The sequence below is a fragment of the Mucilaginibacter sp. P2_A5 genome, from assembly GCF_056404995.1.
Map to the genome: position 1 here is coordinate 1 of NZ_JBFUCY010000041.1, position 13,352 is coordinate 13,352.

General features: G+C 44.3%; 10 protein-coding genes and 4 tRNA genes. 9 read left to right on the forward strand and 5 right to left on the reverse strand.

Going from position 1 to position 13,352, the window contains the following annotated elements; all coding sequences use genetic code 11:
- The 4 genes from AC1DXF_RS26245 to AC1DXF_RS26260 form a co-directional block, all read left to right on the forward strand.
- The coding region (locus AC1DXF_RS26245; RefSeq protein ID WP_477449268.1) for a transposase at positions 1 to 216 on the forward strand (216 nt) is incomplete at its 5' end.
- Positions 217 to 300: 84 nt separating this feature from the next.
- Positions 301 to 374, forward strand: a tRNA-Glu gene (locus AC1DXF_RS26250).
- A 33-nt stretch (positions 375 to 407) separates the two neighbouring features.
- Positions 408 to 481: transfer RNA gene (locus tag AC1DXF_RS26255), tRNA-Glu, on the forward strand.
- A gap of 33 nt (positions 482 to 514) precedes the next feature.
- A tRNA-Glu gene (locus AC1DXF_RS26260) sits at positions 515 to 588 on the forward strand.
- 231 nt (positions 589 to 819) lie between these two features.
- Here AC1DXF_RS26260 and AC1DXF_RS26265 read toward each other — a convergent pair.
- From AC1DXF_RS26265 to AC1DXF_RS26285, 5 genes are all read right to left on the reverse strand, one after another.
- Positions 820 to 1,290, reverse strand: coding sequence for an OsmC family protein (locus AC1DXF_RS26265; RefSeq protein WP_477451663.1), 471 nt, complete (start codon positions 1,288 to 1,290; stop codon positions 820 to 822).
- Between the two features lie 41 nt (positions 1,291 to 1,331).
- Positions 1,332 to 2,339: an aldo/keto reductase gene (locus tag AC1DXF_RS26270; protein WP_477451664.1), complete on the reverse strand. Its 1,008-nt coding sequence runs from the start codon at positions 2,337 to 2,339 to the stop codon at positions 1,332 to 1,334.
- Positions 2,340 to 2,615: 276 nt separating this feature from the next.
- The gene (locus tag AC1DXF_RS26275) at positions 2,616 to 3,200 is read right to left on the reverse strand and encodes a 50S ribosomal protein L25/general stress protein Ctc (RefSeq protein WP_477451665.1); all 585 of its coding nucleotides are present in this window, start codon (positions 3,198 to 3,200) and stop codon (positions 2,616 to 2,618) included.
- Between the two features lie 141 nt (positions 3,201 to 3,341).
- Complete coding sequence (locus AC1DXF_RS26280) at positions 3,342 to 4,286, reverse strand: ribose-phosphate pyrophosphokinase (RefSeq protein ID WP_090651833.1); 945 nt, start codon at positions 4,284 to 4,286, stop codon at positions 3,342 to 3,344.
- A gap of 176 nt (positions 4,287 to 4,462) precedes the next feature.
- Positions 4,463 to 4,533, reverse strand: a tRNA-Gln gene (locus AC1DXF_RS26285).
- A 210-nt stretch (positions 4,534 to 4,743) separates the two neighbouring features.
- On the opposite strand from AC1DXF_RS26285, the gene AC1DXF_RS26290 reads away from it, so the two are divergent.
- From AC1DXF_RS26290 to AC1DXF_RS26310, 5 genes are all read left to right on the forward strand, one after another.
- Positions 4,744 to 7,881: a glycosyltransferase family 117 protein gene (locus AC1DXF_RS26290; RefSeq protein ID WP_477451666.1), complete on the forward strand. Its 3,138-nt coding sequence runs from the start codon at positions 4,744 to 4,746 to the stop codon at positions 7,879 to 7,881.
- 523 nt (positions 7,882 to 8,404) lie between these two features.
- The gene (locus tag AC1DXF_RS26295) at positions 8,405 to 9,715 is read left to right on the forward strand and encodes a hypothetical protein (protein WP_477451667.1); all 1,311 of its coding nucleotides are present in this window, start codon (positions 8,405 to 8,407) and stop codon (positions 9,713 to 9,715) included.
- Between the two features lie 500 nt (positions 9,716 to 10,215).
- On the forward strand, positions 10,216 to 10,737 hold the full coding sequence (locus AC1DXF_RS26300) for a hypothetical protein (protein ID WP_477451668.1): 522 nt from the start codon (positions 10,216 to 10,218) through the stop codon (positions 10,735 to 10,737).
- 168 nt (positions 10,738 to 10,905) lie between these two features.
- On the forward strand, positions 10,906 to 11,880 hold the full coding sequence (locus AC1DXF_RS26305; protein ID WP_477451669.1) for an ABC transporter permease: 975 nt from the start codon (positions 10,906 to 10,908) through the stop codon (positions 11,878 to 11,880).
- The gene (locus tag AC1DXF_RS26310; RefSeq protein WP_477451670.1) at positions 11,880 to 13,283 is read left to right on the forward strand and encodes an ABC transporter permease; all 1,404 of its coding nucleotides are present in this window, start codon (positions 11,880 to 11,882) and stop codon (positions 13,281 to 13,283) included. The genes AC1DXF_RS26305 and AC1DXF_RS26310 overlap by 1 nt, the downstream gene beginning before the upstream one ends.
- The last annotated feature ends 69 nt before the right edge of the window (positions 13,284 to 13,352 follow it).

The following is a 13,352-nucleotide window of genomic DNA, read 5'->3' on the forward strand; positions in this document are numbered from 1 at the left end:
TATAACGATGTGGAAGAGTCGGGAATAGATGCTTTTAAAACGGTGGCAAGGTCTGTACAAACGCATTATGAATCGATCCTGAACTTCTTTAACAACAGAAGTACCAATGCCTCAGCAGAATCATTCAACGCCAAGATCAAAGCATTCAGGGCTACTTCAAGAGGTGTTAGAGATACTACCTTTTTCCTCTTCAGGCTCGCTAAAATATATGCTTAAACTGATCTTCCCCCAGAAATACGGCTTGATCCTTCGAATCCCGTACGCTTTACAAAGTATTAAAGCCTTTCATTTGGCAAAAATGAAGCGTTGGACAAGTTGGTTAAGTCGCTACACTTTCAATGTAGCCATCACGGGTTCGAATCCCGTACGCTTTACTAAGTATTAAAGCCTTTCATTTGGCAAAAAATGAAGCGTTGGACAAGCTGGTTAAGTCGCTACACTTTCAATGTAGCCATCACGGGTTCGAATCCCGTACGCTTTACTAAGTATTAAAGCCTTTCATTTGGCAAAAAATGAAGCGTTGGACAAGCTGGTTAAGTCGCTACACTTTCAATGTAGTCATCACGGGTTCGAATCCCGTACGCTTTACTAAATTTATATGGTGAATAATGTACGTGTAATTGGAAACGCTGCTTCTTTGTGAAGAAACTAATCCCCAGTATGCGGTCACCCACAGGACATTCAGGATTTGTGATTTGCACGCGGAAGACGCAATTATGCGTCATAACAATCAAACTCAAGCAATTTTGCAAGCTGCCAACTATAAGTCATGAGCCGATTAACTATTTAATCGGCTCATGCTCTTGCAACCCCTCGGTTTTATTCCTCCGTCCTGTACTCCGCCTTGTGCAAAACCGGAAATTTTACGGAGTTGGCTATAAAGCACAATTTGTTAGCCTCGTGGTGCAGTTCATCGGCTTTCGTCTGCATGGCAGCTTCTTTGAGAGTGATCACCGGCTTTAATATTACTTCGGTAAAATAGCCGCCGCCATCGCTGGTTTCAACCATAGTACCTTCTGCCCTATCTTCATACGCGGTCACCACCACGCCCGCCGCCGAACATAGATGCAGGTACCATAACATGTGGCAGGCTGCTACTGACGAAAGCAACAGATCTTCGGGGTTATAGCGGGATTTATCACCCCTGAAAGCCGGGTCAGACGAGCCCGGAATGTCCTGCTTACCATTTACGCTAATGGTATGAGCACGTTCATATGACCTATAATCTTTAGTTCCGGCGCCGGTGTTGCCCGTCCAGGTAATGGCGGTTTTATAGTGATGATCCTTCATGGTCTGATATCTCGATAAGAATAAAACACGGTTAAATAAAATTACAGATTGGTCATCTTTAATGATGCCTCGCCGTAACGCTGGCCGGTATCGGGATACTTTTTTAACAGGCCGGTTATTTCCTGTAAATCGGCAGCTGATAATTTCACATCAACCGCACCGGCGTTTTCCTGCAGGTATTTGCGTTTTTTGGTGCCGGGGATGGGTATAATATCACCCCCCTGTGCCAGTACCCAGGCCAAAGCTAACTGTGCGGGCGTAGCATTTTTTTGCTGTGCCAGGCCGGCAAATGCCTCAGCCAGCTTTTGGTTATTATCCCAGTTTTCTTCGTTAAAACGGGGCAGTGTTTTACGGAAATCGCCATCGGCCAGGCCGTCCTTACTTATTGTATTGGTAACCAAACCACGGGCAAGCGGGCTATAAGGCACCAGCGATATGTTCAGTTCGCGCAATACCGGTAGTATTTCATTCTCTACATCGCGGGTGAGCAAGGAGTATTCGCTTTGCAATGCAGCAATCGGGTGAACCGCATGTGCCTTCCGGATACTTGCTGCAGATGCTTCTGATAAACCAAGATAGCGTACTTTTCCTTCCTTAACCAATTCGGCCATCGCCCCTACCATTTCTTCCACAGGTACATTGGGGTCGATGCGATGCGCGTAGTATAAATCGATGGTATCGATATTTAACCGTTTGAGGCTTTGCTCAACCGCAGTTTTCATATAAGCGGGCGAGGCATCAAAATATACATTGGCGCTGCCGCTGCCCACATAAGGGGCGTTTACATCCCTCACCCTGAAACCAAACTTGGTGGCGATAAATACTTTGTCGCGGTTTTGTTTCAGTACTTTCGCTATCAGCTCTTCGTTTTTGCCGTTGGCGTACATATCGGCAGTATCCCAAAAGTTGATGCCCAGATCGAGCGCCAGGTTAAGCGTGGCTAATGATTCTTCATTGTCTGTAGGGCCGTAAGCGAAACTCATGCCCATACAGCCTAAGCCAATGGCAGATAGCTTTTCGCCGGTGCTTCCTAAATTTCTGTATTCCATAGGTAATATGTTTTTGTTACTACAAATGTAATACAACAGTTAACCATACGGTTATAAGTATCAAACCAAATATTACAAAATTCAAACAGCCGATGTTAAGTCAACAGTCTTTAGTCGGAAGTCTCAAGTCATGTTTTGCTGTTTCTTATTTAGAACTTACATTCGACTAAAACAGTCAATTTAAGAACGACAGGACATTCGTTTAAAATCCATACTAAAAAGAAACGCGACCAGGCAAAGCCCAATCGCGTTTCTTTTTACCAAGAGATAAAAAAATTATTTTTTACCTGAAGCAGCTTCCTGCTCAGCCTGGCGTAATGCACGTGAAGTGGTTACAGATACGATAGTATCTTCCTGTGCATTGGTAATAGTTAAGTTTGGCAATTTAATTTCGGCCACTTTTACTGATTTACCAACTTCCAAAGCTGCAATGCTTACTTCAATAGCATCTAAATGATCTTTAGGCAATGCCTTGATGCGCAGTTTCCTTAGTTTTTGAACTAATTTACCACCCACTTTAACACCTGGCGAAGTTCCGGTTAATTTAACAGGGATTTCGATAGTGATAGGCTTTTTCTCGTCAAGCAACAAAAAGTCTACGTGGATAATTTGTTCAGTTAAAGGGTGAAACTGCAAATCTTTAATAATAGCCTGTGATTTAACACCAGCAACGTCAAGATCGATGAAATGAACAACCGGAGTGTAAACTACGGCTCTCAAATCAGCTGCGGACACTGAAAAGTGGGTTTGGGTTGGCCCACCGTAAAGAACTGCAGGCACTAAGCCCTCATAACGCAGCTCTTTAGCGTCTCTTTTCCCTACGTTCTCTCTTAGAGAACCGCTAATAGCAATTGATTTCATTTGTTTTTTATTTTATTATTTATTGTTAAGCCTCACCCAACCCTCTCCAAAGGAGAGGGCTTAATAAGGATATTTTTATTCAAGTTGCTAAACCTCATTTATTCCAAGTCCTCTCCTTTGGAGAGGATTTAGGTGAGGCTATCAATCTACCCTAAACAGCTGGCTTATCGAGCCGTGTTCATTTACATTGCTTATGGCTTTTGCAAACAATTCAGCAGTTGATAGTACTTTTATTTTGGGGCTTTCGTATTTCAATGGTATAGTATCGGTAACTATCAGTTCGGTTAATACCGAGTTTTCGATGGTTTCGTAAGCTTTACCAGATAATACAGGATGTGTACAAACCGCGCGTACGCTGCGTGCACCGCGTTCCATAATTAAACCGGCTGCTTTGGCCAGTGTACCGGCGGTATCGCAAATATCATCAATCAATACAATGTCCTGGTCGGTTACGTCGCCAATCAAGGTCATTGATTCAATTTCGTTGGCGCGTTTACGGCGTTTGTCGCAAATTACAACCTCGGCATTAAAAAACTTGGCAAAACTGCGCGCCCTGTATGAGCCGCCCATATCCGGCGATGCAATGGTTAAATTACCAAGGCCAAGGCTTTTGATGTAAGGCACAAAAATAATAGAAGCATCCAGGTGATCAACCGGAACATCAAAAAATCCCTGTATCTGCGCTGCGTGCAAATCCATGGTCATAATGCGGTTAATACCGGCAGCAACCAGTAAATTGGCTACCAGCTTAGCGCTTATAGCTACACGGGGTTTATCTTTCCTGTCTTGACGTGCCAAACCAAAATACGGGATAACGGCGTTTACATAATGTGATGATGCACGGCGGGCGGCATCAATCATCATCAGCAATTCCATCAGGTTATCGGTAGGCTGGTGGGTACTTTGTATCAGGAATACATCGCATCCCCTTACAGTTTCATTAAAATGTGGTTGAAATTCGCCATCACTAAAACGTGAAAGTACTACATCGCCCAATTCGCGGCCATAGGCTTCAGCAATTTTTTGCGCCAGTGCTTTTGAGCCCGAACCTGCAAATAATTTAACCGGATTAAATTGTAATGGCATTTTTTTGAATTTTGAATTTCGGATGTTGCATTTCGGATTTGGTTAATTTTCAGTTGCTTATCGCTACATTATAAAATTAACAGCCCCGTCAATACCCCCCTAAAATACAATTCGGACCTCGATTTTCTAAAACGGAATAAATCCGAAATCAAAAATTCGAAATCCGAAATTTCTTGTTGCCCGACCAGGATTCGAACCTAGACAAACGGTACCAAAAACCGTCGTACTACCATTATACTATCAGGCAATCTCCCTGGATGTTTTATTCTCCGAAAAGGAATGCAAATATAAGACGATTTTTTAACTCTCAAAACAGAATTTGAAAAAAGTATTTACAAGCCTGTTTTACAGTTAAAAACAGTTAAAAAGAATCAACAGGAGGCTTTTGGTTTCGGCATCATAATAGTTTTTTACTAATTTCGGCTCAATTAAGCCTTTTGCATCGAAAGTACCTGATATGAATTACAATAAGATCAACAATATTTTTGGCTGGATAGCCGGTATTATCGCTACGGTAACCTACATTTTAACGCTTGAGCCATCGGCCAGTTTTTGGGATTGCGGCGAATTTATAGCCTGTATCTTCCGCATGCAGGTAGCCCACCAGCCCGGGGCTCCGTTATTTACCATGATAGGTAAAGTGTTTACATTGCTATCCATGGGCGATAACACCAAAGTAGCCTATTGGGCCAATATGGCATCGGCCATTTCCAGCGGCGCAACCATCCTGTTTTTATTTTGGACAGTTACCGCGCTTGCCAAAAAAATACTGGTTAAAAAAGCTGAAGACCTTAATATTACCAACCTGATCATTATCATAGGTTCGGGACTGGTAGGCGCGCTGGCCTATACCTGGTCAGATACTTTCTGGTTTTCGGCGGTGGAATCTGAAGTTTACGCGCAATCATCCCTGTGTACGGCAGTAGTATTCTGGGCCATCTTAAAATGGGATGCCCATGCCGATGAGCCCAACGCCAACCGCTGGATTGTGTTTATCGCCTACATCATGGGCCTCTCTATAGGCATCCACCTGTTAAACCTGTTGGTAATACCTGCAATAGCATTAGTAATCTATTTCCGCAAGGCAAAAGCCATCACCGTTCAGGGTACCCTGCTGGCATTTTTTGCGGGTGTGGTATCGGTAGCTTTTGTATTATGGGGCGTTATCCAGTTTACTGTTAAAGGCGCGGCTTTCTCCGATCTGTTTTTTGTAAACACCCTCGGGATGGGCTTCGGCAGCGGCGCCATAGCATTTTTTGTTTTGCTTATCGGCACCATTGCTTTTGGCATTTATTATACTATTAAACAATCGCAGGTTGCCATTATAGCATCTGCGGCCTGCTTCATATTGGCACTGGGTATCAGCGCCGGCATTATTGGTGCAGTTATAGGCATAGGGATTTTGGCCCTGCTGGAGTATGTGATCAAAATTCGCGAAAAACGTTTTGCACTTAACAGCTTTTTTGTGTGCCTGCTGTTTATCCTGTTTGGCTACAGCTCGTTTGTAATGATAGTAGTGCGCGCCAAGGCCGACCCTAACCTTAATAACAGCGATCCGCAGGATGCATTTGCACTCAACAGCTATTTAAACCGCGATCAATACGGTGATACACCACTGTTATACGGCCAGTTTTTTGATTCTACCCCTACCGAGCAAACCGAAGGCGCTAAAATTTATCGCCGCGGTAAAACACAATACGAGGTTGCAGGCAAAAAACTAACAACGGTTTATGACCGCAATACTATTTTCCCCCGGATGTTTAGCGATAAGGGAGGCCATGCACAATTTTACCGCGCATGGAGTAAACTGGGCGAAGGCGAACATCCAACCTTTGCCACCAACCTGGGCTTTTTTGGCACCTGGCAGGTTAACCAGATGTATACCCGCTATTTCCTGTGGAATTTTGTTGGCCGCACCAATGATCTTGATGGCCAAACCAGCAACAGCGGCGCAGACGGCAACTGGATAAGCGGCTGGAATTTTAGTAAACCCTTACCTGCCGAGGTTACCCAAAGCAAAAGCTATAACCGCCTGTACTTTTTACCGCTGATTATTGGCCTGGTGGGCTTATTCTTCCACTTTAAAAGCGACCAGCGAAACGCCGGTGTGGTATTGGTACTCTTCTTTTTTACCGGCCTTGCCATTGTGCTTTACCTTAACCAGGACCCACTGCAGCCACGCGAACGTGATTACGCCTATGCAGGGTCGTTTTACGCCTTTGCCATTTGGATTGGCCTTGGTGTTATGGGCATAGCCGACCTTTTAAGGAAGGTAATTAATGCTAAAACCAGCGGTATTATTGCCACCGTGGTTTGTTTACTGGCCGCGCCCATATTAATGGCCAGCCAGGAGTGGGACGATCATAACCGGTCGGCAAAGCTTACGCCTCATGATATGGCTTATAACTACCTTAACTCCTGTGCGCCCAATGCCATTTTGTTTACTTATGCCGATAATGATACCTATCCGCTTTGGTATATACAGGAAGTTGAAAACGTACGGCCCGATGTACGTATTGTAAATTTAAGCCTGCTGGGTACCGATTGGTATATCCGTGGCATGAAACATAAAATGAACCAATCGGAGCCTTTGCCTATTACTATGCCCGACGATAAATTTAAAGCCGGTGTACGCGATGTAGTTTATTTAAGCGATAAAAACCTGCCCGGCTCAACCGAATTAAAAGAGGTATTTGATTTTATTACGTCGGATGAAAAGGAAGCGATGGCCGAATATGGTAATGGCGAAATGGGCAACTACTTACCAACCAAAAATTTCAAAATTACGGTTAATGCAGACGACGTGGTAAAAACCGGAACCCTGCCCGCCGCCAAAAAAGATCAGATAACACCAGAGATGGACTGGACATTTAATGGCAAATATGTAACCAAGGATATTTTGGCCATGATGGATATTTTGGCCCACAATAACTGGAAAAGGCCGATATATTTTGCCACAACCGTGCCTGACGATAACCTGATGGGCCTTGGTAAATACCTGTACAGCGAGGGTTTTGCCAACCGCTTGTTGCCATTAAAGGCAGATACCGCTGCAAACCAGGCCGATTTGATGAACACCCCCGCTATGTACCACAACATGATGACCCAATACAAATGGGGTAACATGAAAACGGCCAATTACCTTGATCATGAATCAAACACCATGTTTTACCCGCTGATATCAAGGCTATACGCCAGCCTGGCCGATAACCTGCTAAAGGAAGGAAAGCCCGACCTGGCTAAAAACGCATTAAAAAAATATGACGAGGTAATGCCCGAAACTATCCCCAATACCGAGATAGCCATTCGTAAATTTTACCTGATAGAAACGGCCTATCGCCTGGGCGAGACCCAAATGGCCAACAAACTGGCCAACCTGGTTGATGCCTACGTAACCAACCTCCTGGCTTATAATTTAACATTGCTGCAAAGCGGCGATACCACACTAGAGAGCCGCGATATCCAATACTCGATGTCGATGCTGAATGGTTTGGTAGAATTCACCAAAAACTACAAGCAGCCACAACTCAATGCCAAATTTGATGCGCAGTTTAAGGATTACGAAAGGAAATTAGGCATGGGCGGCGGGAAATAGAATTAAGAGTCAAGAATCAAGAGTTAAGACTTGAATTGTTGCCTTGAGTGATAAAATCCGTGGATTCTGGAAGGTAAAATATCATCTTCGTATCGATTGTCATGCTTGAGCATTAAAATCCGCGGATTCTGAAGGGGAAATGACAACGATTTAATCCCCAATGTCGTGCCGAACTTGTTTCGGCACCCCACATGCTAAGTGTACTTCATGCGGGTCACCTGTCTTGTAGGATCCCGGAACTCTGAAGGGGGAAATGACAAATCGGCAAAGACTTACGAAGTTTTCAAAACTTCGTAAGTCTGGGATTCTACAACTTGTCATAGGTATGTACGAAGGATTTATTCGCGAACTTTTCTATCGGTGATGCCTGGCTGATAGATCCTTCGTACCTCGGGATCACAGGATCACCAACCATATCATTGGGAGCGTACCCGCTACTCCCCCCCACCCATTTGCCATTCCATCAAATATTAACTATTTTACCAACGCAGTTACCCTATGGTTACACATTAAAAAATTACCTGTGTTAAAATATTACCGCCTTATTACTATCCTGTTTTTGTTATTTACGGCCCCGGCATTTGCCCAGGTGACCGACTTTAACAGCATTCCTAAAAGCGATTTAGATAAGCTGTTGAAAAACGGCAAGCCTGCCGACCTCGGCCACAGCCATTTTCCTTTACTCAGGGAATACCGGGATATGCACATTTTTACCATCAACGATTCTGTTTTTGGCGCGGTGCCCTTCAGGTTGTTTATCCCCCAAACGTATGACCCATCGGTGGCAACGCCGCTGGTTTTATTGCTGCACGGCGCTGTTGGGGCATCCCATTTTAGCGATGCCATGGGACAGCATAAGGCCACCGAGGCCGACGACGATCCCTTTATTGGCAAATTGTGTAAAACAGGCAACATCATTATTATGCCTTATGGCGATGCAACCAAAAAGTTCAGCTGGGTGGTTAACGAATGGAGGCCCGGGGATAATCTCACTTTTAAAACACTGCTCAATATCATTAATGAAGTTAAACGATCGGTAAATATCAACGATGATAAGGTTTTTGCAATGGGGCATTCTGATGGGTCGGATGGTGTCTTCGCGCTTGATTTATATGATGCTACGCCTTTTGCAGGTTTTTTGTGCTATAATTCTATGTTGACCAATATTTTTGCCAATGATCTTTACCTGCCCAATGCTACCAACCGGCCGCTGCATGCTGCTCATTCTGATAAGGACGATATACGCCCCATTGAACAGGCAAGGGCAATTATTAAAGTGCTCGATTCGTTAAAGGTAAACGTTAAATATAAGGAATACTATGGTTACCAGCACTTTGATAAACACCTGGATCTGGACTATCCCAACGCCCTCGAATTTATAAAAAACACCGGGCGGAACCCATACCCCCATACCGTGTTCTGGGAAACCGGCAGCCATATCTTTAATAGCTGCGATTGGCTCGTCATCAATAATTGGAACCTTGCCTTACCTACAGCCGGGTGGCACAAATCTTATTTTGTAAACAGTTACAATAAAATCAACAAGACCTGGTATAACAGAAACAATTACGATTATAACCCCAGCGCCGCTATAAAAGGGACTTACAATAACAACGTATTTGAAATTTACACCTCGCGGGTAACCACTTTTGAAGTTTTAATAAGCCCACAAATGGTTGATATAACCAAAGAAGTAAAAATAATAGTAAACGGAAAAATGGCCTTTACCGGCAAGGTGAAGGCTGATGGCAATTTTTTCAAAAAGCAATTTGCTAAAACGCACGACAGGAAGGCGGTTTGGGCTGCTGCGGTGCCGGTGAAGGTGGTAAATTAAGTATTGTTCCTATTTCCAAAATCGCTTTTTCCCAATTCCCTCCCTCGGGAGCGGCGCGATGGAAATGCGGGCAAAGGCAGGGAGGGGTTTGATGAACTTTTATTTTTCGGGGAACAATTTAGCAAAAAGGTTCTCGACGATCCGCGTCCTCACAGATCGCTCCCCTTTCCCTTTGTTGCTGTTGTCTTCCATAGATTTCGACTATTAAAAGAGCCGCGGAAACGCGCTATTCTTTTCCTGGGAGGTGAAGAAAGGGTTTAATTGAACTATGCGGGCGATAATGATTATGGCGTAACACCGCTGGTAGAAGTGGTGTCGGGCTATACGCTTATACGGCCTCAGGCATTAGGCGCGTGGCCGGTATTCGCTGCTATCCCTTACGCGGGAGAGAAAAAAATATTCAACTCGTTGCTGAATTATACTACTCGCATTTTGTTGGGGGAAACCACTCCAATAAGTGCGAAGATTTGGTAAATTATGCCGCCAAATAACCACATTTAATGAAACGTTTATTGCCTGTATTACTTCTTTTCCCCTTAATATTATCAGGCTGCGACAATTTCGAAAAAAAGTTCTACAATGCCATTGACGAAGGGCAGGTCAATGCGATAAAAAATAAGAATGACAACAAATTCGACCTTGCTGCGATAACCAGTTTTACATGGGACAGCGTTCTTGTAATCAGAGGGAACGAAAGCGTACCCGTTTTTAGCGAAGAAATAGAAAACGATTTAAAGCGACCAACAACAGATTTGCCTGTTGATAAAGATCGTTTTTATTTTCTGCAGCATGATAAATCAATCATCATTAAAGAACTTGACAGCAGGGTTCACCAAGGTAAGCCAGCGTATGACATTGAACTATGTTTAATAGATTCAACACAGCATCGAAGTTGGCTGTCCCGGTCCGAATGTAAATTCAGGCTAATGTCAAACAGCGGCACAATCGGCGATGGAACCGTTTTTTTGTTTCCACCCTGCAATACAACTGTTGTTCCGGATAGCCTTGAAGTATTTAAATGATTAAGGGGCTGTTTTTCCGTCGCCCCTGCGGTACTTCTCGTAGAAAACCCAGCGGCTGTACAAAGCCAGTCGTAACTCCAAAGCCGCGTTTATACTCAATGAGGTGGTTAAAATAAATAATCCTATTTTAGGGTTTGTATTATTTCATCTACCCAAACGCACCTGCCCATGCTCAAAAACTACTTCAAAACCACGTTAAGATACTTGTGGAAAAATAAAGTTTTTTCCTTCATTAACATCATTGGCCTTGCCACCGGCATTTGCGTTTGCTTTTTTGCATTTTTATATGTCCATTTTGAATTAAACCGCGATAGCTATAATCAAAACGCCAATAATATTTACCGCCTGGTAACCGATGTAAAAACGCCGGTAGGTATCAATTACGAAAGTGCATCAACCCCCATGGGGCCGGCAATGAAAGCGGCCTTCCCCGAGGTAAGAGATATGGCCAGGGTTTTTATGGACGATATGATCCTGCAAAGCAACCCCGACAACGCGGTGAAGGAAGAAGTAGCCTATGCCGATTCGTCGGCCTTTAAAATATTTTCCTGGCCGCTGCTGCGGGGCGATGTTAAACACCTTTTTAATGCGCCCTGCGATGTGGTACTATCAGAAACCGCCGCCAAAAAATACTTCGGCAACGCCGACCCCATGGGCCAAACCATGCTCATCAACGGCAAAGCCAAATGCAGGGTAACCGGCATTATGAAAGATATCCCATATAATTCGCACCTGCGGGTTGATGTTATTTTTTCTATCTCAACCTTGGTTGATGAAAACTGGAATCACTGGACCCGCTTCGGCTTTTACACCTATCTTTTATTGCGGCCCGGCGCGTCGCCGGCGGCTTTGCAGGCCAAATTTCCGGCCATGGTAAAGGCTAATATGGATCAAACCGATTTTAAGTACCAGCTATCTATCGAGCCATTAAAAAAAGTTTATTTATATGGCAAACCGCGCGGGCACCGTACAGGTACATCGGCCAGCGGCAGCATTACCAATGTGTATATCATTGCTATCATAGCCATGTTGGTGTTGTTTATCGCCTGCTTTAACTTCATTAACCTCACTACCGCGTTCTCATTGCAAAGGGCCAAAGAGATAGGCGTGCGTAAAGTGCTGGGGCATCAAAATACCAGCTGATGCTGCAGTTTTTTATGGATGCCGTAATACTTTGTTTAATTGCATTTATCATCGCCCTGCTGTTTGCATCGCTGTTATTGCCCTTGTTTAATCAGCTAACCGGCACCATTGTGGCCGATGGTATTTTTCATAACCTGCAACATGTTTTATGGCTGTTGGCGCTGGCTGTGGTGGTAGGCGTATTATCCGGCGCGTACCCGGCTTTGTTTTTATCGGGCTTTAAACCCATCAGCAGCTTAAAAGGGAAAACGGGCTCGTCGGGTACGGGGCTTATGTTGCGCCGGTCGTTGGTGGTGGCGCAGTTTTGTATTTCCATATTCCTCATACTGGCTACTACCATTGTGTATATGCAGCTTAACTTTATGCAAAACCAGCAGCTGGGTTTTCAAAAAGATCATAAGCTGGTGATTGATTACCAGTTTAGCAATAGCATTAACCAGCATACCGACGGGATAAGGCAGCAGTTAATGGGCATTCCGGGTGTTGGTTTGGTTAGCCTGTCACCGTCTATCCCCGGCACGTCAAACAACCAGTTTAATACCATGATTGAGAACAGCAAAGGCGAAAAGCAACAGCAACGGCCCGACGTTTATTTCATCGACGATGTATTCCTGAAACAATACCATATCGACCTGATTGCCGGGCGCGGGTTTCAAAAAAACTTAGCCCTCGATTCTATGAGAGCCATGCTCATTAACCAGTCCATGTTAAAAAGCCTGGGCTTCAAAAAGCCCGAAGATGCCGTTGGTAAACATTTTAAACAGCTTAACCACACCGGCGAGATTGTTGGAGTAATCAAAGATTTTCATAATCATTCCTTCTTAGAAACCGTTCAGCCGTTAACCATACGGGTTGATTCCAGCCATTTAACCAATATCACCATTGATATCACATCGCCGGATGTGCGTGGTACCGTAAGCAAACTGGAAACCACCTGGAAAAAGATCCTGCCCGATGTGCCGCTGGTGTACTTTTTTGCGGATGAGGCCTACAACCAGCAGTACATAGCCCAGGAACGGTTTGGCAAACTGTTTATCTGTTTTGCCATTGTGGCCATCGTCATCTCGTGCCTTGGCCTGTTGGGCCTGTCGGCTTATAACATTGCCCAGCGCAAAAAAGAAATCAGCGTACGCAAAGTTTTGGGAGCCTCGGTAAGTAACATTACTCTCCTGTTATCTCAGGATTTTATAAAGCTTATTGTAATTGCCCTGTTCATTGCATCGCCGGTATCATGGTGGTTGATGCACAACTGGCTGCAAAATTTTGCCTATCGTATTAATATCCCGGTATGGGTATTCGTGTCATCGGGCCTGGTGGCAATGTTTATCGCGTTGATTACTATTAGTTTTCAATCTATTAAAGCAGCTATCGCGAATCCGGTTAGGAATTTGAAGGCGGATTGAGGGATGGTGACAGAACTCTCCTTAACATCGCAAAGAAAAATGATTAACTATACCACCTGTCAATGATTT